The organism is Streptomyces wedmorensis (assembly GCF_000716445.1).
Classification (GTDB): Bacteria; Actinomycetota; Actinomycetes; order Streptomycetales; family Streptomycetaceae; genus Streptomyces; species Streptomyces wedmorensis.
The window spans coordinates 40,286-62,516 of record NZ_JNWK01000029.1; the positions used below are offsets into that span (position 1 = coordinate 40,286).

18 protein-coding genes are annotated in these 22,231 nt (G+C 74.5%); 6 read left to right on the top strand and 12 right to left on the bottom strand.

What is annotated here, in order from left to right; genetic code table 11:
- Window positions 1-7 precede the first annotated feature (7 nt).
- Window positions 8-559: a YdeI/OmpD-associated family protein gene (locus tag OO54_RS22595; protein WP_033205916.1), complete on the top strand. Its 552-nt coding sequence runs from the start codon at window positions 8-10 to the stop codon at window positions 557-559.
- 114 nt (window positions 560-673) lie between these two features.
- Here OO54_RS22595 and OO54_RS22600 read toward each other — a convergent pair whose 3' ends face one another.
- Both OO54_RS22600 and OO54_RS22605 read right to left on the bottom strand, forming a co-directional pair.
- A complete protein-coding gene (locus tag OO54_RS22600; protein ID WP_234439495.1) occupies window positions 674-1,231 on the bottom strand; it encodes a GNAT family N-acetyltransferase in 558 nt (185 codons plus the stop codon).
- 41 nt (window positions 1,232-1,272) lie between these two features.
- Complete coding sequence (locus OO54_RS22605) at window positions 1,273-1,458, bottom strand: hypothetical protein (protein ID WP_033205822.1); 186 nt, start codon at window positions 1,456-1,458, stop codon at window positions 1,273-1,275.
- Between the two features lie 340 nt (window positions 1,459-1,798).
- Here OO54_RS22605 and OO54_RS22610 point away from each other — a divergent pair, with 340 nt between their 5' ends.
- Window positions 1,799-2,455 carry an NADPH-dependent F420 reductase gene (locus OO54_RS22610; protein WP_033205825.1) on the top strand — a complete coding sequence of 219 codons (657 nt, stop codon included), beginning with the start codon at window positions 1,799-1,801 and terminating at the stop codon, window positions 2,453-2,455.
- A gap of 74 nt (window positions 2,456-2,529) precedes the next feature.
- Here OO54_RS22610 and OO54_RS22615 read toward each other — a convergent pair whose 3' ends face one another.
- The 6 genes from OO54_RS22615 to OO54_RS22640 form a co-directional block, all read right to left on the bottom strand.
- Entirely contained in the window at window positions 2,530-3,543 is a 1,014-nt protein-coding gene (locus OO54_RS22615) for a MerR family transcriptional regulator (RefSeq protein WP_033205828.1), read from the bottom strand.
- The gene (locus OO54_RS22620) at window positions 3,537-4,298 is read right to left on the bottom strand and encodes a HEAT repeat domain-containing protein (RefSeq protein WP_234439496.1); all 762 of its coding nucleotides are present in this window, start codon (window positions 4,296-4,298) and stop codon (window positions 3,537-3,539) included. The genes OO54_RS22615 and OO54_RS22620 overlap by 7 nt, the downstream gene beginning before the upstream one ends.
- 108 nt (window positions 4,299-4,406) lie before the next feature.
- The gene (locus OO54_RS22625; RefSeq protein WP_033205831.1) at window positions 4,407-4,865 is read right to left on the bottom strand and encodes a pyridoxamine 5'-phosphate oxidase family protein; all 459 of its coding nucleotides are present in this window, start codon (window positions 4,863-4,865) and stop codon (window positions 4,407-4,409) included.
- A gap of 61 nt (window positions 4,866-4,926) precedes the next feature.
- A complete protein-coding gene (locus OO54_RS22630) occupies window positions 4,927-5,982 on the bottom strand; it encodes an ABC transporter substrate-binding protein (protein ID WP_234439497.1) in 1,056 nt (351 codons plus the stop codon).
- Window positions 5,983-6,281: 299 nt separating this feature from the next.
- Window positions 6,282-7,487: a threonine synthase gene (locus tag OO54_RS22635; protein ID WP_033205833.1), complete on the bottom strand. Its 1,206-nt coding sequence runs from the start codon at window positions 7,485-7,487 to the stop codon at window positions 6,282-6,284.
- A 114-nt stretch (window positions 7,488-7,601) separates the two neighbouring features.
- The gene (locus OO54_RS22640; protein ID WP_078905299.1) at window positions 7,602-8,864 is read right to left on the bottom strand and encodes a hypothetical protein; all 1,263 of its coding nucleotides are present in this window, start codon (window positions 8,862-8,864) and stop codon (window positions 7,602-7,604) included.
- Between the two features lie 177 nt (window positions 8,865-9,041).
- Here OO54_RS22640 and OO54_RS22645 point away from each other — a divergent pair, with 177 nt between their 5' ends.
- Window positions 9,042-10,547 (top strand): PP2C family protein-serine/threonine phosphatase, encoded by a 1,506-nt coding sequence (locus tag OO54_RS22645; RefSeq protein WP_033205836.1) that lies wholly within the window; start codon window positions 9,042-9,044, stop codon window positions 10,545-10,547.
- A gap of 65 nt (window positions 10,548-10,612) precedes the next feature.
- On the opposite strand, the gene OO54_RS22650 is transcribed toward OO54_RS22645, so the two are convergent.
- The gene (locus OO54_RS22650) at window positions 10,613-12,103 is read right to left on the bottom strand and encodes a DNA-binding protein NsdB (RefSeq protein WP_033205839.1); all 1,491 of its coding nucleotides are present in this window, start codon (window positions 12,101-12,103) and stop codon (window positions 10,613-10,615) included.
- 234 nt (window positions 12,104-12,337) lie between these two features.
- Here OO54_RS22650 and OO54_RS22655 point away from each other — a divergent pair, with 234 nt between their 5' ends.
- From OO54_RS22655 to OO54_RS22665, 3 genes are all read left to right on the top strand, one after another.
- Complete coding sequence (locus tag OO54_RS22655) at window positions 12,338-13,465, top strand: aminoglycoside phosphotransferase family protein (RefSeq protein ID WP_033205842.1); 1,128 nt, start codon at window positions 12,338-12,340, stop codon at window positions 13,463-13,465.
- A 361-nt stretch (window positions 13,466-13,826) separates the two neighbouring features.
- Window positions 13,827-15,746, top strand: coding sequence for an N-acetylmuramoyl-L-alanine amidase (locus tag OO54_RS22660; protein ID WP_033205844.1), 1,920 nt, complete (start codon window positions 13,827-13,829; stop codon window positions 15,744-15,746).
- A gap of 159 nt (window positions 15,747-15,905) precedes the next feature.
- The gene (locus tag OO54_RS22665; protein WP_033205847.1) at window positions 15,906-18,104 is read left to right on the top strand and encodes a terpene synthase family protein; all 2,199 of its coding nucleotides are present in this window, start codon (window positions 15,906-15,908) and stop codon (window positions 18,102-18,104) included.
- 52 nt (window positions 18,105-18,156) lie between these two features.
- Here OO54_RS22665 and OO54_RS22670 read toward each other — a convergent pair whose 3' ends face one another.
- The 3 genes from OO54_RS22670 to OO54_RS22680 are packed head-to-tail and all read right to left on the bottom strand — an operon-like array spanning window position 18,157 to window position 21,871.
- Complete coding sequence (locus OO54_RS22670) at window positions 18,157-18,522, bottom strand: RNA-binding S4 domain-containing protein (protein WP_033205850.1); 366 nt, start codon at window positions 18,520-18,522, stop codon at window positions 18,157-18,159.
- Between the two features lie 17 nt (window positions 18,523-18,539).
- On the bottom strand, window positions 18,540-19,040 hold the full coding sequence (locus OO54_RS22675; RefSeq protein ID WP_033205852.1) for a hypothetical protein: 501 nt from the start codon (window positions 19,038-19,040) through the stop codon (window positions 18,540-18,542).
- Between the two features lie 56 nt (window positions 19,041-19,096).
- Complete coding sequence (locus OO54_RS22680; protein WP_078905303.1) at window positions 19,097-21,871, bottom strand: ATP-binding protein; 2,775 nt, start codon at window positions 21,869-21,871, stop codon at window positions 19,097-19,099.
- Window positions 21,872-22,231 lie beyond the last annotated feature (360 nt).

Below are 22,231 nucleotides of genomic sequence, written 5' to 3' on the forward strand. Positions count from 1 at the left end.
CGCGGTCATGGCCTTCAGCGACGGCAAGGAGATGGAGGCCTGGCTGGAGACGCACCACGGGGACACGCCCGGCATCTGGCTCCTGCTCGCGAAGAAGGGCACGGAGCTCCCGTCGCCCACCGCGGACGAGATCCTCGACGGCACGCTCGTGTACGGCTGGATCACGGGCAAGCGCATCACGCGCGACGAACGGACCTACCTCCAGAAGATCACGCCTCGCCGGCCCCGCAGCCTGTGGTCCCAGGTCAACGTGCGCCAGGTCGAGGCACTCACCGCCGCCGGCCGCATGCGCGAACCTGGCCTCGCCGAGGTGCGGGCCGCGCAGCGGGACGGGCGCTGGGAGGCCGCGTACCCCTCCCAGAAGGACGCCACCGTGCCCGACGACCTCGCGGCCGCCCTGGCGGCCGACCCCCGGGCCTCGGCCGCCTTCGAGGCCCTCGGCAAGACCGACCGCTACCTCGTGATCCTCAGCCTCTGGCAGGCCCGCACCGCCAAGACGCGGGCGGCCCGCCTGGAACGCGCCGTGACGGCACTGGCGGCGGGCGAGGGACGACGCTGAGGCAGGGGCTCCGGGGGCCGGGGGTCCGGGCCTCGGGGCGGCGGCCGTGCGGCCTGGGAGCCGCCCCTCAGACCCGAGGCGTCAGATGCGGGTGCCGGGGCCGGGACCCAGGGGTCACGACCTCGGCTCGGCGGCAGTGCGGCCCCGTGGCAGCTCCTCGGGACGGGAGGCGGCGCCCCGGCGCCGCCGGTACAGGACCTGGTGGGCGTCCCATTCGACGAACGACTCGGCGTGCTCCAGGCCGACGGCCTCAAGGAGCCGACGGGACCTGTGGTTCGCCTCCTGGGTGACCGCGACCACGCTGGGCGCGGTCTCCAGGGCCCGCGCGACGGCCGCGCGGACCGCCTCGCGCGCGTAACCCCGTCCCCAGTGCTCGGGAAGGAACTGATAGGAGACCTCGGTCTCGCCGCCCCACCCGCCGTCCTCCACCGTGACGAGGCCGAGGAGCACGCCGTCCTCGGCCCGGACCACCGCGTGGAAGCCGGGCGCCCCGACGATCCGGCGCTGCCGTATCCGGACGACCGACTCGATGACGGGACCGCCGAGGTGCTGCCGCACGTCGGGATCGGTCCACAGCCGCGTCACGGCCGGCACGTCACGGCTCCGGACGGGCCGGAGGACCAGCCGCTCGGTGACGAGCGGCTGCGCTGCGGGGTGCGGGGGTACGGTCACGCCTCCGATCATCTCAGGACGGCGGCGCGACCGGGAGCTCGTCAGCGGCGCTCCGGGCCGCCGCCGATGACGGGCACGAGGCTGCGCAAGGCGAGTCCCGCGGCGATCAGCGTGGTCGCGGCGACGACGAGGCAGAGCACGGCGACGGGTGACATCCCGCCGCCGGTCGCGGCGAGGCCGGCGCCTCCGCCGCCTACCGCGCCCGAGCCGATGGGCTTGCCGTACATGAGGTGGTCCTTTCGGTTCGACGGCCTTGGTGATCTCGTCGTCCTCGGTGAGCGAGGCCAGGCTGTAGGAGCCGTCGCCGCCTGTCCGGCCGGCCCGGCGGGTGTCCGTCAGGGCGAAAAGGATGAGGGGCCGGGCGGTCCCGGCCGACCCCGGCACGACGTTGATCGACGTGTCCGGACAATAGGGTCGGCTGTCCGTCCCGGCACTCCCGGGCGGTCCCGGCCCTGCCCTCCGGGCACACGGCGCTGCTTTCCGGACGGGACCTAGACCCATCGACGGAGGGCTCATCGGCTCCTCGGCCGAGGTGCCGAGCACCGCCGTCCGGCCACCATGAGCGTCATGCGTATAGGGATCCTCGGTACAGGAAACGTAGGACAGGCCCTCGCGTCGGCGTGGGCACGAGCCGGCCACGACGTGGTCGTCGGGTCGCGGCGCCCCGACGATCCGGCGCTCCTCGCGGAGCTGAAGGAACTGGTCGCCGCCGGATTACGGATCGAGGGCTCGGCCGCGGCCGTCGCCCACGCCGAGGTCGTCGTGAACGCCACGCCCGGCACGGCGTCCGTGGCCCTGCTCCAGAGCATCGGAGCCCCCGCGCTCGTCGGCCGGGTGCTCCTCGACGTCGCCGTCGGCTTCCTGCCGGACGGCACGCCCTCCCACCCCGTCGTCAGCCTCGGCGAGGAGATCCAGCAGGCGTTCCCCGACACTCCTGTGGTGAAGACCTTCTCCACCATCGACCGCGGCCTGATGGTCGCCCCGCGCTCCCTGGAGGGCCCCAGCACCGTCTTCCTCTCCGGCGACGACCCGAACGCCAAGCGGGTCGTCCGCGGCCTGCTCGCCGACCTGGGCTGGTCCCACGACTCCGTGCTCGACCTCGGTCCCATCGCCACGGCCCGCGGCCAGGAGCACTTCGCCGACCTCTTCGTCGCCATCGCGCAGGCCACCGGCACGTACGAGTTCGGCATCCGGGTCGTGCCGCCCGCGACCGCCGCACCCTGACCGACGCCCGCCACGACGGTGGCGGGCACCACCCGCCGGACCTCCGGGTGCGCGGCGTGCCAGGGGCGAACACGTCACGGCGCGTCGCGGAGCCGGAGGAGGTACGTCGCCGTCACCGCGACGGCACGGTCCTCGTCCCGCGCCAGCGCGACGAGGGCCCGTGCCGACGCCGGCCCCGGGACGGAGGCGAGCGCCTGGGTGAGCCGGCCGCGGGCGGCCGACCCGGTGGCGGGGTCGGCGAGGCGGTCGACGAGCCGGGTCGCGATCTCGTCCGCCGTCGCGGTGTCGCTCGCGAGGACGCTGAGCGCGTCGGCCGCGTCGGTGTCGTTGCGTCCTTCCACGATCATGTCGACGAGCGTGGGGACCGCGTCGACCACGCCGTGGGTCCCGAGCGCCAGGGCCGCCTGGCCCCGGACCACGGCGTCGGGGTGCGTGAGGGCCTGCCGGAGCCACCCGGCGGCCTCGTCGCCGGGACGGTCGGCGAGCTCGGCGAGGGAGCGCACGGCCCGCTCCCGCACGGCGGACACGGCTGAGTCGAGGCCGCGGGCCAGCAGTGCCGGGCCGCCGTCGCCCGATCGCGCCAGCGCCCACCGGAGGGCTCCGGCGACGTTCGGCTCCGTCTCGTTCAGCACCGCGTCGACGAGCGCCTCCACCGGCACCGGGACGTCGTCGGCGGAGGCGAGGGCCGCGCGCTGGCGCACGTCGGCGTTCTGCGAGCCCAGGGCCTGAAGGAGTGCGACGACCTGGAGGACGTCCTCCCAGGCCCCGGGCTCCGCGGCGTCGATCCGGCGCAGCCGGGTGAGCAACTCGGTCTCCGCCGCGATGCGTTCGCGGGTCCGGCGGACCAGGTCGCCGACGAGCTCCGAGGGCGCGAACCCGGGATCGTCGAGGGCGCGGCCGATCTCCCGCAGCGAAAGCCCCAGGGACCGCAGGCTCTCGATGTGGAAGATCCGCCGGATGTCGTCCCCGGAGTACTCCCGATAGCCGGAGCCCGTACGGCCGGAGGGCCGTACCAGGCCGAGCGACTCGTAATGCCGGAGCATGCGGGCACTGACCCCGGACCGTCGCGCCACCTCACCGATCAGCACGCCCTGTCGTCCCTCCCCGTCGACACGCCCTGTCGTCCGTCCCCGGTCAACACGTCCTGTAGCCCCTCCCCTGTCGACACGCCCTGTCGTCCCTCCCGCTCCGAGCCGCCCAGGGCGACGACACGCTTCGCCTCCTCGATCGCGTAGCCGAATCCGGTGTCCGGGTCGCGCAGCAGCCGCAGCGTCGCGAGCGCGTGTGCCCGGACGCCGGGGTCGGGTGCCGTCGTCGCGGTACGGAGGGCCGGCTCGATCGCCTCGCCGAGCGCGACGAGCGCCCGGCTGAGGCTCAGCTGCGTCTCGCGCTCGCCGCGCCCGAGCTGTGTCGCCAGCACCGCGGCCAGCGCGGGCTCCTCGCCTTCCGGCGCGAGCACGACCGCGGCCCGCCAGGCGCTCCGCGCCACCTCGTCGTCCGCGTCGGTCAGGAGCGTCCCGGTGATCGCGGGCCACGCCTGCCGGTCCCCGATCTTGGACAGCGTGTGCAGCGCCTGGCTGCGTGCCTGCGCACGCTCCGAGCGGAGTTCGCGGACCAGTTCGGGGAGCGTCAGCGCCACCGGGTGACGCGTGAGCGCCCAGGTCAGCATGTCGCGGACGAAGAACTCGGGCTCGGTCGCGCACCGCTCCACGAGCTTGCCGACGAAGCCCGGGTCGGGTGTCGTGCCCACCGCGAGCGCGGCCCTCAGCCGCACCGACGACGACGCGTCCTCAAGCCCCCGGAGCGCTCCCGCGCCTTCTGTGTCCTGCCTCGTGATCGTCATCGAGACCACCTCCTCGGCGAGCAGTGAAGACCTTGTCACCGTGTCAAGGTCAAACACCGCCGGCCGAGCGGCCGCGGTCCGCGCGGCGACTCCCGTGCGCGGGCGTCCTCAGCCGTTGATGTCGAGCGCCGTCCCGTACAGGCGGGACACCTTCAGGCGGATGACGACGCGGCGCTCGTCGACCAGCTGCTGCAGGAAAGGGCCCTCGTCCTGCGGCCTCGCGGCTTCCGGAATCATCGCCAGCAGCTCCCGGCCCACCGCGTCCCCCGGCGTGGTCGTGATCTCGGAGACCTCGGCCTCGCCCTCGGCCACGGCGAACGACCACACGTCGCCGCCCGGAACGTGGACGGCGGCGCGCGGGTCGCGCCGGAGCTGCTTGACCTTGACGCGGTCGGCGGTGGTGGAGAACCGGATGACGCGCTCCTCGGCGTCCCAGCTGTAGAGCATGGTCGTCAGATGGGGGTGGCCGCTGCGCTTGTTGGTGGCGAGAGTGCCGAACTGCTGGGTTCCCAGCAGTTCGGACAGGGCGTCGTCTGACAGGGTGCGGGGCTCTGCGGGCTTGGTCATGCTGCGATCAACTCACCCGCGTGTTCGGGTATTCCGTGCACCCGGAACCTGCCTCGGCCGCTCAGCCGGAGTGGAGGATCCGCAGGTCACCATGCTGAGTCGGGTCCCGGTCGACGACCTGGACCGGGGGCCAGGCCCACTGCCACACGTCGATGCCGGGCTGCCGGGAGAACCGGATCGGACCGCGGGTGCCGTCGACCGCCACCTCCGGCCAGGACGCGGCGACGGCCGCCCGGCCCGTACCGTGGGAACGCAGCGCCTCCGCCAGGACGGTCACGGTGTCCCAGCCCTCGTAGGCGACGAAGGACGGTGCTTCGCCCAGCCGTTCGCGCAGCTCCTTCCCGACGCGTTCGCCGAGCGGACCGAGCCTCTCGGGCAGGTAGCGCAGGAACGGGATCCCGGCGCCGTCCTCTCCCAGCGCCGCGGCCCATCCGGCGAACTCCGGTTGTCCCGCGGGAGCTCCGATCAGCAGCTCCGCGAGGCGCCGGTCGCCGCGGACGGCCCGGACGATCGGCACCGCCGGCTCCGGAGTGCCGACCAGCAGGAGGAGCGCGTGAGCGCCGTGCTCGACGAGGGCGTCGCACAGGGCCTCGGGGCCGAGCGTGCGGGCGTCGAGTTCGACGACGGTCCCGCCGTGGGGAGCGAGGTGGTCCCGCAGGACGCGGGTGCCGGTCGCCCAGTAGACGCTCGGCTGGGTCGCGACGGCGATCCGGCGCCGACCCGCGCCGAGCAGGAAGTCCCCGTAGATCCGCCAGCCATGGGACTGCGCCGGGGCCACGCGCGCGACCCACGGCGTCGGTCCCTCGATGAGCGCGTCGAGCACCGCGGACGAGCAGAGGAACGGCACGCCGAGGGCGTCCGCCCGCGCGGCCGCGGCGCGGGCGACGACACTGTGGTACTCCCCCGCCACGGCGACCACGCCCAGTCCCGCCAGTTCCTCCACGGCCGCCTCGGCCCGTTCCGGATCCGCCGCGGTGTCCCGAACGACCAGCTCCAGCTGTCTGCCGTCGATCCCACCGCCGTCGTTGACCCCGGCGACAGCCAGTTCGAGCCCGGCGAGCAGATGCCGGCCCGCCTCGACCCAGCCGGGCCGCGTGAGCGGAACGAGGGCGCCCACGCGGACGGACGACCGGTCCACGCCCCCCGCTCCGGAAGGCGAAGGCGAAGGAGCGGGCGCGGACACGGGCGCGGGCACGGACACGGACACGGGCGCGGGCACGGACACGGGCGCGGGCACGGACACGGGCGCGGGCACGGACACGGGCGCGGGCGACGACGGTCGTTGCGGCGTGTTCATCGGTGTACTCCCCTGTGACGATGCGACGTTGGTCGTCCTGGACCCGGTGGCACGGTTCCGGAGAACGATGGTGCGGGTGCGCGATCGCGTGCCCGGCAGGCCCCTGGAGCCTCCTGCCCCTACTTCGGGGGTTCGGACTCCGTCAGCGCGGTCTTGATCGACTGCCAGTCCGGGTCCATCGGCGCGTAGGTGTGCCGGGCGGTGCCGATGTCCTTGTAGCCGCTGGACGTGGCCACGCACACGACGGGTCCGTCGGCCTCGTGAGGCCCGTGGGCACGGAAACCGGCGAGGCCGGCGGCGGAGGAGGCCTCGAACCACAGGCCCTGTGCGGCCGACTCGGCCTGTGCGGCGGCCATCTGCTCGTCCGTCACCGTACGCGCGGCGCCGCCGGTCTCCCGGACGGCGAGGACGCCCCGGTAGCCGCTGATCTCGCAGTCGATGGCATAGGCGATGCTGGGGCCGACGGGGACGCGGGCGACGGGCCGGCCGGTGCGGAGGGCCTCGGTGAGGGCGCCGGCCGCGGCGGGCTCGGTGGCGTACACGCGGGGCACCGAGTCGGTGACGCCGAGCCGGGCGAGCTCCCGGAACCCCTTCGCGACGCCGAACAGCAACTCGCCGTACCCCGTGGGCAGATGGACGGCCGCCGGGGCCCGTCCCAGGTCGAGCGCGATCTCGTAGGCGAGGGTCTTGTACCCCTCGGGGCCGAAGGGGTGCCCGGTGTGGGCGGTGTCCGTGACGCTGCTGACGCTCTGGAAACCGAGCTCGTCGACGATCCGGAGCATCAGCGGGCGGACGGACGCGCGCGGCACCGTCAGCACGGTCGCCCCGTACGCGCGCAGGTGCGAGGCGACGGCGGGCGGTGCGTCCGGCGACGTGAACACGGCGCACGGCAGTCCGGCGCGGGCCGCGTAGGCCGCGGCGGCCGCGCCGTGGTTGCCGGAGGAGGAGACCACGATGCCCCGCGCGCCCGACGCGACGGCCGCGCTGACCGCCACCCGGTTCAGGCGGTCCTTGTGGCTCCACGTGGGGTTGCGGGACTCGTCCTTGATCCAGAGCCCGTCGGCGAGTTCGACCAGCGGGGTGTTCCCCTCTCCCAGGCCGGGCGCGGCGAGCGGCGGCAGCAGCGGCGCCCACCGCTCCAGGCCGTGGGCGGCCGGGCGGTCGAACAGATCGGCCGGCACGTCGTCGTAGGCGTAGTCGATGTCGAGCGGGTACGCCACCTCCTCCGTCGAGGTGACGGGACAACCGCGCGTCAGCGGCGGCCAGAGCGGATGGCGCACGGACGGGTCGGCGAGCGAACGCTGAGCGGTGGCGAGCGAGGTCACGCGATGCCTTTCGGAGTGAGGGGCGGTGACGGGACGCCCCGGCGGCGGGTCCGTGTCGGGCCGTCCGGGCCGTCCGGCGGGAGGCGGGAAGCGCCGCAGAACGGCCGGTGATGGTCAGCCCACGCGTCGGGTGAGGGCCGCGAGGGCTCCGGGCTGGCGGCCGGGGACGTGTCGGCGCAGGGCGACGAGTGTGGGGCCGAGGGCGCGGGCGCGGGCGGGGTCGACGATCTGTTCCCACTGGTGGTGGGCCCGGTCGACGGCGCCTTCGACGTCCGGGTCGTCGGGGCGCTGCAGCAGGGCCAGGCGGGCTTCGGCGGCGGCGATCCACAGTTCGCAGCTGCGGGCGGGTTCGCCGGCGAGCCGGGCGAGGTCGGCCCGCACCTCGGTCCAGTGCACGGCCTCCGCCGAGTGCGGTCCGTGGCGGCGCAGGGCCTCGTGTTCCCAGGCCGCCGCGACGGCCGCCGCCTCCCCGTGCCGTCCCGCCATGGCCGCGGCGAGGATGGCGGGGTGCGGGTCCTGCGGCGCGGCGGCGGTCGGAGGCGCCGGGGCGAGGAACCGGGACTCCGCGGTGGCCGGGGCGGTGCCCGCGGCGGCCTCGGCGTGGAGGGTGGCGTGCGGGAGCCGCGCGCCGGAGCGCCAGAGTTCCGCCCAGGCGCGGAGGTAGTCGGGGGTGGCGGGTTCGCCCCGGCGCGGGGCCGGTGTCACCCGGCCGTAGAGGACGGGTCCCGGTCCGAGCTGGAGCAGTTCGGGTACGGCCGCGAGCCGCTGCCAGACGTCGGGGTCGGCGACGAGGTCGGCGACGACGGTGGTGGTGCCGTGCGGCCGTGCGCCGAGTTCGCCGGCGAGCCAGTGCCAGGGCAGCGCCGTGTAGCGGAGGGTGGCCTGGGTGGTGCGGGCGAGTGCGAGGTGCGGCAGTTCCTGGCGGCGGTCGAGGTGGAGCTGTCCGGCGAGGCAGACGACCAGGGGACCGGGGCTCGCCGCCGCCGCGCGCAGGCGGGTGAGGACGGTCTGCGGGTCGAGCGGGTCCGCGAGTTCGACGACCGTGGCGGTGGTCGTGCCGGTGAGGACCGCGGGCGGTACGGCGGCGAGCGCCGGCAGCACCGAGGCGGCGTCCATGGCCCTGCCGCGCCCGGCGGGCGCGGCCGCGAGCAGCAGCGCCGTACCCACCGCGGCCTGGCCACCGCCCGTGGCGGCCGTGCCGTCGAAGCGCGCGGTGCCCGGTTCGGCGGCGCCGGCGGCCGTGGTTCCGGTCGTACGCGCGACCGCCGTGCGGGCGTCCGTTCCCCTGCCCGTCGCCCACGTGCCGGCGGTCGTAGCCGCTCTTCCCGCGACCGCCATGTGCGTGCCCACCGTGCCGTTCCCGTCGTCGTTCACCACCCCAGCACCGTAACGCGTCGAGCCCTGGCCGATAATCGGTGGGCCTTTGACATATGTCAGAAGCACCACCGGATCGAGTGTTGCCAAATCCCTTACGGGCTGTGCCGGGCTGTGCAACAGTCGTACGCAGGCCTCCCCTTCACACTTGGCCGCGCCGCGCCTGTATCGGAGTTCGACATGCCGTCCCATCTGTTCGCGGACCGCCCCGCTCAACCGCCGGAGCCGGGTGCGGTGGACGCGCTGATCTCGCAGACCCGCCGCCTGCGCGGTGAGGTCGACGCCGTCCGCCGGGACGCCGTGGCGAACGAGGACGACCCCCAGCAGCGGTGGCAGCGCGCCCTGTGCGACCTCGCGGTGCACCAACTCGATGATCTGGGCGCCCATTTGGGGCAGCTGCGGGCGGGCGTCCCGGCGGAGCTCGCACCGGACGCGGAGCCCGACGGCGAGGCCGAGGGCGGATACGACGGCGCGCTCGACGCCTCGCTCGCCACGGACCCCGGCACCGCGTACGGCCAGGCCGCCCCGCCGCGCACCGGCTCGCTGCTCTCCCGCGTCGGCAGCGCCGAGTGGAACCTGCTCACCGACGAGGTCAGCTGGTCGGAGGAGCTGTACCAGATCTTCGGCCGCGCCCACGAGAGCGGGCCGATGTCGCTCGACGAGATGCCCTCGATGGTCTTCGCCGAGGACCAGCCGGTCCTCCAGGCGATGGTCACCGACTGCCTGATCGACGGTAAGCCGATCGACGGCGAGTTCCGCATCGTGCGGACCGACGGCCGGGTGCGCACGGTGCACATGACCGGTGAGCCGGTGCTCGACGACGACGGCTGCACCGCCTCCATGTGGGCCGTCTTACGGGACGTCAGCGAGCTGCGGCGCAGCCAGCGGGCGGTCCGCGAGAGCCGGGACAGCCTGGAGCGCAGCCGCCAGATCGAGCAGACCGAGCGCCGGGTCGCCGTCGAACTCCAGGAAGCGGTCCTCCCGCCGTGGCGCGGCTCGCTCCGCTTCGCCCACGACGGCCCCGCCCCCCTGGACGTGGCCGGCCATTACCTGCCCGCCGCCACCACCGGTCTGATCGGCGGCGACTGGTACGACGCACTCGCGCTGCCGGACGGGGACGCACTCCTCACCGTCGGCGACCTGACGGGCCACGGGGTCGCCGCGACCTCCTCCATGGCCATGCTCCTCGGTGCGCTGCGCGGCATGGCCGTCGCCGGGATCCGGCCCGCCGCCCTGATGAGCCACCTCAACCAGCTGCTCGAGACCTCCGTCCAGCCCGCGCTCGGCAGCGCGATGTGCTGCCGGTACGACCCCGTCGCCCAGACCCTGAGCTGGGCGCAGGCCGGCCACCCCGCCCCGCTGCTGTTCCGCGGCGGGACGGGGCACGTGCTGCGTCGCCCCGAGGGAGTGCTGCTCGGGGCGACGACCGGAGCCGTGTACGGCGAGGCCGAGACCCGGCTGTTCCCGGGCGACGTGCTCGTCCTGCACACCGACGGACTGACCCGCGCCGGCGGGGCGGTCGGCGGCTTCGGGGACGACACCGGCGCGCGACGGCTCCTCGCCCTCGGCCCCCGGCTCGCCTCGGCGCGGGACGCCCAGGACGCCGTGCGTGCGGTGGTCGAGGAGTTCGGCGACGAGCAGCGCGAGGACGACGCCTGCGTGATGGTGGTCCGGGCCGGCCGCTGAGCCGCCCGGGCCCTGCCCGCCTCGTGAGCCGGGCTCCGGCCCCCGGTTCCCCCGAGCCCCGCGGATCAGGCCTGCCCGGTGCGCGGTCGGTTGACCGGTGACCGGGGAAGGGCCAGCTCGATCTCCTCGCGCAGGTTCTCGATCCGCGAGTAGCCGGCGTACTGGCCGGTGAGCCGGTACATCTCCCGGAGCCGGTCCCAGGTCCGGTGGGACGAGGTGTCCCCCATGGACATGAGGGCGAGCCGGGCGTACCGGTCGGCCTGTTCCGGGTCGTCGGCGATGAAGCAGGCCGAGGCGAGCGAGATGTGGTCGAAGAGCTTCGACCGGTCGTGTCCGCCGTGCCGGAGTTCGATGGCCAGCTTGGCGTGCCGCTGCGCGGGGACGGCGGCGGAGGGATCGTGCTCGGCGAGGGTGCGGTAGGCGAGGGCCTGCATGCCGTGCATGTCGGCCTCGTCGAAGTTCTGCATCCAGCTCGGCTTCTCGTCGAGCCGGTCGGACACGAACAGTTCCTCGGCCTCGCCGAGGGTGCGGCGCATGGCCTGTCCACGCCCCATCGACGCCTGCGCCCAGGCCTCGATCGTGTGGAACATGGCCTGGGTCCTGGGCAGCACCCGCTCCCCCGCACCGGCCTTGGCCAGCTTCATGAGGTCGAGGGCGTCGTCGGGGCGGCCCAGGTGCACCATCTGGCGGGCGGCCCGGGACAGCGCCTCGCCGGCCCGGGGCCGGTCACCGCCCTCACGGGCCGCGTGGGCGGCGATGACGAAGTACTTCTGCGCCGTGGGTTCGAGGCCGACGTCGTGCGACATCCAGCCCGCGAGGACGGCGAGGTTGGCGGCGACGCCCCACAGGCGCCGCTGGAGGTGGTCGGCGTGACGGTAGGCGAGCATGCCGCCCACCTCGTTGAGCTGGCCCACCACCGCCTTGCGCTGGAGACCGCCGCCCCGGGAGGCGTCCCAGGCTCGGAACACCTCCACCGAGTGCTCGAGGGCCTCGATCTCCTCCGACCCGATGGGGGCGGCCTCGTAGCGGTCGAACCCAGCGGGGTCGGCGTGGAGGGGATCGATGGCCCGCGGAGCCGCGCCCTTGCGGGAGGGGTCGGTCTGCAGCCAGTCGTGCATGGCGTTGGTGAGTACGGAACCGGCGGCGAGCGCGGCACCCGCGCCCACCAGGCCGCGTCGGTTGAGCATGAGGTCCATTCCCGTGAATTCGGTGAGGACCGCCGCCGTACGATCGGGTGCCCAGGGCAGCCCGTCAGGGTTCTCCGTCTTCCTGACGTCCTGCCGCCTGCCGGCGCGCCCGTGTCGTACGAACCCGAGGTCCTCGATGGTCACGACACGGCCGAGTCGCTCGGTGAACAGTGCTGCCAGCACCCGGGGAACGGGATCGCGGGGCGTCTCGCCCCGGTCGATCCAGCGCCGCACCCGCGAGGTGTCGGTCGCCAGCTGGGGGTGGCCCATGGCCGCCGCCTGCCGGTTGACGAGTCTCGCGAGTTCGCCCTTGGACCAGCCGGCCAGGCCGAAGAGGTCCGCCAGGCGGGTGTTGGTTTGTCCGGTCACGTCTAAGCCCCCAGGTTCTCGGCTGAGTTGACAGTAGCCCGCTGTCATAGGGCTGGCGACTATTCGCCAGGGTTCGCCAGGGTGCGCCCGATGTTCCGCCACCCGCGCCCGGGTGTCAGGTATGAACGCGCCACCCCGCACCGCCGACCGACCCTCATTCCCCAGGGTGCGGACCGGGGAGCGGGCGGGGCGACGCGCGCAACTCGTCGGCACACGAAGGGATCTGTCACCTCCATGTACACAGCATCGTCCTCCGTGTCCGCCCCGCCCCGGCCGCAGCACCGCATCGTCCCGGCCGGCGCCGGTCCGTACCTCGCCCCCGTGACCCAGGCCGTCCGGCCCAGGCGTTGGGCGGGCGGCACCGGTACGCAGCCGGTGAGCGGAAGAATCGATCTGTCCGGCCCTCAGGGGACCCAGCTGAAGATGGCGATCGCCTCGGTCCACCGGATCTGCCCGGAGTTCAACCCGGTGCAGGTGCTGCGGCGCAGCGGCCGTTCCGTGCTCATCGTCGGGACGACCGGGCGGACGACGGCGGTCGCGAAGTGTTTACTGGACCACTCCCCCGCGTGGGTCGAGCGGTTCCGGCACGAGATAGCTTCCTACCGGTCCTTCGTCCGCCACCGTCCTCCGGTGCGGGCGCCGCGGCTGATCGCGGCGGACCCGGAGAACTGCACGCTGGTGATCGAGCGGATGCCGGGACGGGCGGCGGCGCTCTCGCGGCACCCCGTGGAGGCTCCGCCGCGGGCCGACGTGCGGGCCGCGCTCGGCGCGGTGGCCCGGCTGAACGCCTGGCGCCCGCCGGCCGGGACGTTCGACGCCCCGCTGGACTACGGCACCCGGATCGCGCGCTACCACGAGCTCGGTCTCTTCACGGACCGGGACCGGGACGACCTGCAGAAGCTGCTGCACGGCCTGGCGCACGCGGGCGGGCGGCAGGGCATGGGGCAGTTCTGTCACGGCGACGCGCTGCTCTCCAACATCCTGCTCTCCCCCGCCGGTCCGGTCCTCGTCGACTGGGAGCACGCGGGCTGGTACCTGCCCGGCTACGACCTGGCGACGCTGTGGGCCGTGCTCGGTGACGCGCCGCTGGCCAGGCGCCAGATCAGTCAGCTCGCCCAGCAGGCGGGGCCGGCCTCCCGGGACGCCTTCCTGGTCAACCTGATGATCGTGCTGACGCGGGAGATCCGTACCTACGAGACGGCGGTGCAGCGCACCATGAAGGAGGCTCCGCCGGCCGGATCCGTGCCGGTGCCCTCGGGGACGCTCGCCCCGGGCGAGGAACAGCGGCTGCTCCTGAGGCGGCTGCACGACGACTGCGCCATGGCACGGCGTGCCGTGCGCGCGGCGGTCGGGACACGCTGAAGGGGGCGGGCCCGACCGACGACACGGGGGGGTGCGCCGTGCGCCCGGTGCCGACACACCGGGACGCGGCGCACCGGCGCGTCCGGCTCCGGAACGCCGCGGCCGCGCGGCCATTGGTCCACTCCACTGACGCGTCCCAGGCCCGGGACCCGTCTCCGCGAAACTCCGCCACTTGGCCTCCATTCCCGCCCTGACGTGGGAACTTCCCTGGACGCAGGCGTGATTGACGGATCGTCCGGGAGCCGATACCCCTGTACGGGTTCGGTCCCGCACGCCCCGGTGTCACCCCCTTCCCCTGGAGGCTGCCTTGCTCCGTTCCGCGTCCCGCAGACGTACGTCACCGAACCGTGTACCGAGGGCGGTGGGCGCGGTGGCGTCCGCCGCCCTACTGCTTCCGCTGCTCTCGGCGGCGCCGCCGGCGGGGGCCGACGTGCCCGATGCGGGCACCCTCCAGGGCCAGTTCGCGCGGGCCGCGGCGCGCCACGGCGTGCCCGAGAGCGTGCTCCTGGCCGTCTCGTACCTGCAGTCGCGGTGGGACGGGCACGGCGGGGCGCCGAGCGTGACCGGCGGCTACGGGCCGATGCACCTGACGGACGCCGTGACGGCGCTGGCCGCGGCCGCCCCGCACCATTCCGACGGGGAGGAGGACGCGCGCGGCGACTCCTCCCGCGCGGTGCGCGCCGGCGCCGGGGCGCCGGTCCCGGCGGCGGAGACGCTGCCCCCACGGCTGCGGACCCTGGAGCGGGCTTCCGCGCTGTCCGGGATCCCGGCGGAGGAGCTGCGCACCGGCACGGCCGCGAACATCGAGGGCGGGGCGGCTCTGCTCGCGGCGGCGCAGCGGGAGGCCGGGCTGCCCGCGAGCACGGACCCGGCGGACTGGTACGGGGCGGTGGCTGCGTACTCCGGTGCCGACGACTCGGCGACGGCCTCGACGTACGCGAACGACGTGTTCGACGTGATCCGGACCGGGGAGTCGCGGACGACGGACAGCGGGCAGGTGGTGACGCTCGCCGCCGCCCCGGCGGTGGAGCCCTCGACGGCGCAGGTGGACCGCCTCGGCCTGCGGCGGCCGGCCGGCGGTCCGGTGGAGTGCCCGCGGTCGGTGGCCTGTGAGTGGATCCCCGCGCCGTACGAGGAGTTCGGGGACGGCGACTACGGGAACCACGACAAGGCGAACCGGCCGGAGTCCCAGTCGATCGACTACATCGTGATCCACGACACCGAGGCCACGTGGGACGTCACCCTGAAGCTGGTGCAGGACCCGACGTACGTCTCCTGGCAGTACTCGCTCCGCTCCTCCGACGGGCACATCGCCCAGCACCTGCCGCTGAAGGACGTCGGCTGGCACGCGGGCAACTGGTTCGTGAACGCCAAGTCGGTGGGTCTCGAGCACGAGGGTTTCCTCACCTCGCCCGACTCCTGGTACACGGAGGCGATGTACCGGACGTCGGCGCGCCTGGTGCGGTACCTCGCCGACCGGTACGGCGTCCCGCTGGACCGGCAGCACGTCCTGGGCCACGACAACGTGCCCGGGACCGTGACGTCCACGATCAAGGGCATGCACACGGACCCGGGGCCGTACTGGGACTGGGCGCACTACTTCCGGCTGCTCGGCCGTCCGATCACGCCGAGCGCCGGTCCGCACGCGGGTGTGGTGACGGTCCGGCCCGACTACGGCGCCCACCGGCCGGTCTACACGGGCTGCGCGACGGCGGGGGTGGCGTGCGCGCCGCACGGCAGCGGGGCGGTGCGGCTGCACACCGCACCGAGCGCCGACGCGCCCCTGGTGAAGGACATCGGTCTGCGGCCGGGCGGGCAGGGCTCGACCGACGGGGTCAACGACACGGGGGCGCGCGCCTCCACGGGGCAGAGCTACGCGGTGGTGGAGCGCCTGGGCGACTGGACCGCGATCTGGTACCTCGGCCAGAAGGCCTGGTTCCACAACCCGCGGCAGGAGCCGACGGCGGTCGACGCGCGGGGAACGGTGCTGACGCCGAGGGAGGGGCTCGCGGAGGTTCCGGTGTACGGCCGGGCGTATCCGGAGGCGTCGGCGTACCCGGTGGGCGTTCCGGTGCAGTCGGTGTCGCCGCTGCCGTACAAGCTGCTCGCCGGTCAGCGGTACGTGGTGGGTGGCCGTACTCCGGGCGAGTACTACTTCGCGCCGGTGTTCGATCCGACGGGTCACAAGGTCGTCCGGGGGCAGGAGGAGTACTACCAGATTCAGTTCGGCCATCGAGTGGCGTTCGTGAAGGCCGCTGACGTGCGGGTATTCCAGATCTGACGAGGGGTGGCCGAAAGGTGAGGGGTGGCGCCGGGGTGACGATCCGGTGCCGCCCCTCCGGCGTTCATACGACTATCCCGGAGATCGTGTGCGCCGTCCGGGCGACGGGTAAGGCTGGGCCCGCACAGAGCCCCTGCTCACCGGAAGGCCCCTCAGCACATGCCTCAGCCCTTCGTTATGCCGGATTTCTATGTTCCGTATCCGGCGCGGCTCAATCCCCACGTGGAGTCCGCCCGCACGCACACGCGTGAGTGGGCGCGCGCGATGGGGATGTTGGAGGGCTCGGGGGTCTGGGAGGAGCACGACCTCGAATCGCACGACTACGCGCTGCTCTGCTCGTACACCCACCCCGACTGCGACGGGGAGGCCCTCGACCTCGTCACCGACTGGTACACCTGGGTCTTCTTCTTCGACGACCACTTCCTGGAGGTCTTCAAACGGACCCAGGACCGGGCGGGCAGCAAGGCCTATCTGGACCGGCTGCCGCTGTTCATGCCGGCGGACCCGGCGACCGGCATGCCCGAGCCGACCAACCCCGTCGAGGCGGGTCTCGCGGACCTCTGGCGGCGGACCGTTCCCTCGATGTCCGAGGGCTGGCGCGTGCGGTTCGCGGAGGCGACGGAGCACCTGCTCCACGAGTCCCTCTGGGAGCTCGACAACATCAACGAGGGGCGGATCGCCAACCCCCTGGAGTACATCGAGATGCGCCGCAAGGTGGGCGGCGCGCCCTGGTCGGCCGGTCTCGTCGAGTACGCGGCGGGGGCCGAGGTCCCCGCCCAGGTGGCGTACTCGCGGCCGCTTCGGGTGCTCAGGGACTCCTTCTCGGACGCGGTGCACCTGCGCAACGACCTGTTCTCGTACCAGCGCGAGGTGGAGGACGAGGGCGAGAACAGCAACGGCGTCCTGGTCCTGGAGCGGTTCCTCGGCTGCACCACCCAGGAGGCGGCGAACGCCGTCAACGACCTGCTCACCTCGCGGGTCCAGCAGTTCGAGAACACGGCCCTGACCGAGGTGCCGCTGCTCGCCGCCGAGCAGGGCCTGAGCCCTGCCGAGTGCGCGGCCGTGGCGGCGTACGCGAAGGGGCTCCAGGACTGGCAGTCCGGCGGCCACGAGTGGCACATGCGCTCCAGCCGCTACATGAACGAGGGCATGGTCGCGGGGCCTTCGCGGCTCGACGGGGTCCTGGGCACCTCCGCGCTCGACATCCGGACCCTCTTCGGGCGCCCGGCCGCCGCGCGGCACCGGGCGTTCACGCACGCGCCGCACCAGCACGTGGGGCCCTCGCTGCTGCCCGAGTTCGACCTGCCGTACCCGCTCACCCTCAACCCCCACCACCGGGAGGCGGAGCGGCACACGCTCGACTGGTCCGAGCGGATGGGGCTCCACGACGACCTGTGGGACCGGTCCTTGGCGGAGGGTTTCGACCTCGCGCTGTGCGCGGCGGGCCTCGATCCGGACGCGCCCCTGGAACAGTTGAAGCTCAGCGCCGACTGGCTGACCTGGGGAACCTACGCGGACGACTACTACCCGTCGTTCTTCGGACGGGCCGGCAACCTGGCCGGGGCGAAGGCGCAGACCGACCGGCTCAAGGCGTGCATGCCGCTCGACGTGCCGGCGGCCGGCGCGGCGCGCGCGGCGAACCCGCTGGAGCGCGCGCTCGCGGACGTCTGGGAGCGGACGGCCGCGCCGATGCCCCCGGAGGCCCGGGCCCAGCTGCGGACCGCGCTCGACGCGATGCTCGACAGCTGGATGTGGGAGATGCACAACGTGGTGCAGCACCGGGTGCCCGATCCGGTCGACTACGTCGAGATGCGGCGCAGCACGTTCGGGTCCGAGCTCACCATGCTGCTCTGCCGCCTCCGGCAGGACGCGACGCTGCCCCCTGAGCTGTTCCGGTCGGGCACGGTGCGCAGCCTGGAGAACGCGGTGATGGACTACGGCGCGCTGGTCAACGACCTCTTCTCGTACCAGAAGGAGATCGAGGTCGAGGGCGAGGTGCACAACGGCGTCCTGGTGCTCCAGAAGTTCTTCGACTGCGACTACCCGACGGCGGTGGCGATGGTCGCCGATCTGATGCGGGGCCGCCTGCGCCAGTACGAGCACCTGAAGGAGCGCGAAGTGCCGCTGCTCTGCGCGGACTTCGGTCTCGACGCGGCGGGGCGGGCGGCGTTCGAGGCGTATCTGCGGGAGTTGGAGGACTGGCTCGCCGGTGTCCTCCACTGGCACCGGACGGTCCGGCGTTACGGCGCCGAGGACGTGCGCGCGGGCAGCGGCAGCGCGTTGCTGCGGCGCGGCCCCTCGGGTCTCGGCACGTCGGCGACGCGGATCTCCGAGGTGCTCGGCGCGGGGGTGCGCTGACGTACGCCGAAGGCCTCCGGGAGGGCTCCCGGAGGCCTTCGGAAGGTCGGAATCAGGGTCGCCGGCCGCGCAGTTCGTCGAGCTCGCGGCGGTCGCGCTTGGTGGGGCGGCCGGCGCCCCGGTCGCGGACGGCGGCGACGGCGACGTGTTCGCGCGGCGGCGGGGGCGGGCTGTTGTCCACGTACGCCTCGGCGGCGACCGGCGGGCCGACCCGCTTGGTGTGGAGCTCCTTGACCTCGACGATCCGTTCCCGGCCGCCGTGGAAGAGGCGGACCTCGTCACCCGGCTTCACCGGCTGCGCGGGCTTGGCCCGCTCGCCGTTGACCTTCACGTGCCCGGCGCGGCAGGCCGCGGCGGACTGGGAGCGGGTCTTGGTGAGACGGACCGCCCAGATCCAGCTGTCGACGCGCGCGCTCATCGGCCCCCGCTCCCCCGTCAGCCCTGCTGGAACAGCTCGGCGGGCAGCGGCTTGAGCAGCGCGTAGAGGTCGTCGGTGATCGGCCGGTCCCAACTGGCGATCGTCACGAGGACGTTGTCGCTGCGGTCGAACTGGACGCAGGAGATGCGGCTCTCGGAGAGCTTCAGCCGCCGCACGATCAGGAGGTTGTCGCCCTGCATGACGGGGACGTCCTCGGCGTCGAGCACCTCGACGGGCTCGTCGTTCTCCAGGGCGGCGAGGAGCTGGGCCACCTCGAAGGGGATCTGCCCGTCGGCGAGCTCGCGCGCGGGCGAGCCCTCGGGCAGGTTGCCGATGATCATCGCGGGGCCGCGGCCGCCGAAGAGGTCGTACCGGAGGAACACGCCCTGGCAGGAGCCGTCGGGAGCGGGCAGCAGGCCGGCGCCGAGATTGCCGGGCCAGTCTCCCGGATCCATGGCCAGGACGTCGAAGTCCGGGCCCGCGGGTGTGGCGGCGCTGCGGCGGCGGAGGAAGGACATACGGCCATGGTACGTGTCCCGGCGCGCGATGCGACGCGCCGGGCGGCCACGGACGCTCAGCCCTCCGCCCCGGGCTCCCGGGCCCCGCGATCGACGTTCCGCAGGGCCTGCGCGAGGCCGGTGCGGTCGGTGCCGAGCTTGCGGTAGACGGCCGAGAGGAGCCGGCCGAGTGCCGTGGCGTCGACGCCGAGGACGGTGGCCGCGTCCCGGTCGCGGACGGTGAGCTCGGCGGCTGCGCGCTCACGGGCGGTGAGCGCGTCCGTGCCGGCGGAGTGCAGCGGCCGCGGGCGGAGCCCGGCCGCCGCGAGCTCGGCGCGGGCCTCCTCGACGAGGCCGTCGGCGCCGCAGTCCTGGGCGGCCTCCAGGCCCCGGTACAGGTGCTCGGCGGCCTCCCCCGCGCGTTCGGTGCGGCGCAGGGCGGCGCCGAGCGCGACGAGGGAGCGGGCCAGCTCGTACGCGGCGGGTGACTGGTCGAGCCAGTCGACGGACTCCTCCAGGAGTTTCACGCGCGCGGAGGGCTCGGAGACCTCGGCGGTCACCCGGAGCGCCGAGCCGATCGCGGAGGGCGCGCCGTACTGGCGGGCGCGGGCGACCGCGTCCTCGGCGGTCCGCCGGGCCGTCACGGGCGTCGTGGCGGCCTCGGCGACGGCCAGGTGGAGCTGCCAGGGGCACCAGGCGGGGTTGCGCATGCCGCGCGGGTCGAGCCGGCGGCCGACGGCGGCCAGCTCGGCGGCCGCCTCCTCGGTGCGTCCGCGGGCGAGGAGCAGTTCGGCGTGGACGGTCTGGGAGTCGGGGAAGGTGACGGCAGCGGGGAAGGGCTCGCCGAAGTCGTGGGCGTCGGCGATGCGGGCGGCCTCGTCGACGCGGCCGCGGGCGAGCAGCACCTCGATCATGACGCCGACGGCGTACCACTGGGCGGGGGTGCGCGGTCCGACGCGCTCGGACAGGCGCAGTCCGGCCCGGACGAAGTCCTCGGCCTCGACGAGCCGGCCGCGCCGGTAGCGGATGTACCCGAGCAGGGTGTACGCGAAGGAGAGGTGGGCGCCGCGCCAGCCCTGGCCCTCGAACTCGGCGATGCCGGCGGCGAAGAGCTCCTCGGCGCGGCCGGGACGGTCGGCGTACAGGAAGGTGAGGGCGGTGAGGACCGGGACCTCGAAGCCGCGGCTCTCGTCCGCCCAGCTGAGACCGCCTTCGAGGGCGCGCTCGGCGTGCCCGAGGGCGACGGCGGAGGGTTCGGCGCGCAGGGTGGCGTCCCAGGCGCGCAGGCCGATGATGTACCGCTCGGTGAGGTCGCGGCCGGTGAGCCGGTCGGCGAGGGCCGTGAGGCGGCGGGAGCGGGCCGGCGACTCGGGTTCGTCGGCGCGGAAGGCGTCCCACATGAACTTCTCGGCCTGCATCCGCAGCCTGCTGCGGGCGTCGGTGGTCTGCCGGGCCTCGCGGCCGAGGAGCTCGGACGCCTCGACGAGGCGGTCGCTGTGGGCGAGCACCTGGGAGAGGCGGTAGACGATGCCGTGCCGGAGCGCCGGGTCGGCGATGGGCTCCTCCAGCGCGGCCCGCAGGTGGTTGACGGTGGTGGCGGGCTCGGTGAGCAGGGAGGAGCAGCCGAGCTCGAAGAGGACGGCGGCCCGCTCGTCGGCGGCGGGCGGCTCGCGCAGCGCGCGGGCGAGGAAGCGGCGGGCCGCGTCGGGCGCGCCCGCGCGGAGGTTCTCGCCGGCCGCGGCGCGGAGCCGCCCCACGACCCACGGGTCGCCTTCGGGGTGGGTCTCCAGGAGGTGCCGGGCGGCGGCGGTGGGGCCGAGTCCGGCGTCGACGACGCACCAGGCGGCCTGGCCGTGGAGGGCGACGCGGGTGGCGGCGGGGATGGACCGGTAGACGGTGGTGGCGATGAGGGGGTGGACGAATTCGAGCGGGTCGTCCGGGCCGTCGGCCTCGGCGAGGACGCGGGCCTCGCGCAGCCGGTCGGCGCAGTCGGCGACGGCCTCGCCGCCGAGGCCCGCGACGGCGCCGGCGAGCTGCGGGGAGATCTCGGTGCCGAGGACGGCGCAGGCCCAGGCGAGGCGCACGGTCTGGGTGCCGAGTCGTTCCAGTCGGGTGACGAGGCCGCTGCCCTTGAGCGCGGCGGCGAGGTCGCGGAGTTCGTGGGCGCCGCCCGCGGTGGGTTCCAGGCCGCGGTCGCGGACCTTGGCGGCGAGTTCGACCGCCTCGAAGGGGTTGCCGGAGGTGACGGTCCAGCATTCGCGGCAGAACGTGTCGTCGGCGTGGGCGCCGACGCGGTCGCGGACGAGGCTGGCGATGGCGTCGGAGGTGAGCGGGGCCAGTCCGAGCGGTCGGCGGCCGGACCGGTGTCCGGTGAACTCGGCTCCTTCGTCGGGGAGTTCGTCGGGCCGGTAGGCGACGACGAGGAGCATGGGGAGTTCCTCGGCGCGGGGTGCGAAGGCGGCGAGCCAGCCGAGGGATTCGGGGTCGGCCCAGTGGACGTCGTCGAGGACCACGACGAGCGGGGCGCGCCGTACGGCGAGGTGGGTCAGGACCCAGTCGAGCCCGTCCCGCAGGCCCTGCGGGTCCGGCGGCGAGCCCTCGGCGGCGGCGCGGAGTCCGAGCGCGGGGCCGACGATGTCGTACCAGGAGCCGAGCCGTTCGCGCAGTTCGGCGTCGGTCGCGTGGGCGAGCTGCGGCTGGAGGAGCTGCCGGGCGACGTGGAAGGCGACCCGCTGTTCCTGGTCGCCGCCGCGCGCGGAGAGCACGGTGCATCCGCGGGTGGCCGCGCGGCGCCGGATCTCGGCGAGCAGGGTGGTCTTGCCGAGCCCGGCGGGCGCGGCGTACGCGAGGATGCCGCCGCGCCGGGCCGTGCGGGGGCGGTCGGGTGCCGGGTCGGCGGGGTGGCCGGCGGTCCGGGCGGGGCCTTCGCCGCCCGGGGAGGGGTGGGCTCCGTGTGGCGGCCCGCCGGCGTCCCCCCGGCCGGCGTCGGCGCGGTCGCCGTGGGCGGCGGGGGTGTCGGGGACCGCGACGAGGTGGGGACCGCGGGCGCCGCGGGGTGCGGGGAGGGGTGCGGGGACGGGGTCGGGCCAGGGCGGGTCGTCGGCCAGGCCTGTCAGAAGGTCCAGCGCGTCCTCGGCCGCCGCCAGCGCCGCCTCGCGTTCGAAGAGGCCGAATCCCTGACGGGCCGGTCGGCCACCCTTTCGTGCCACGTT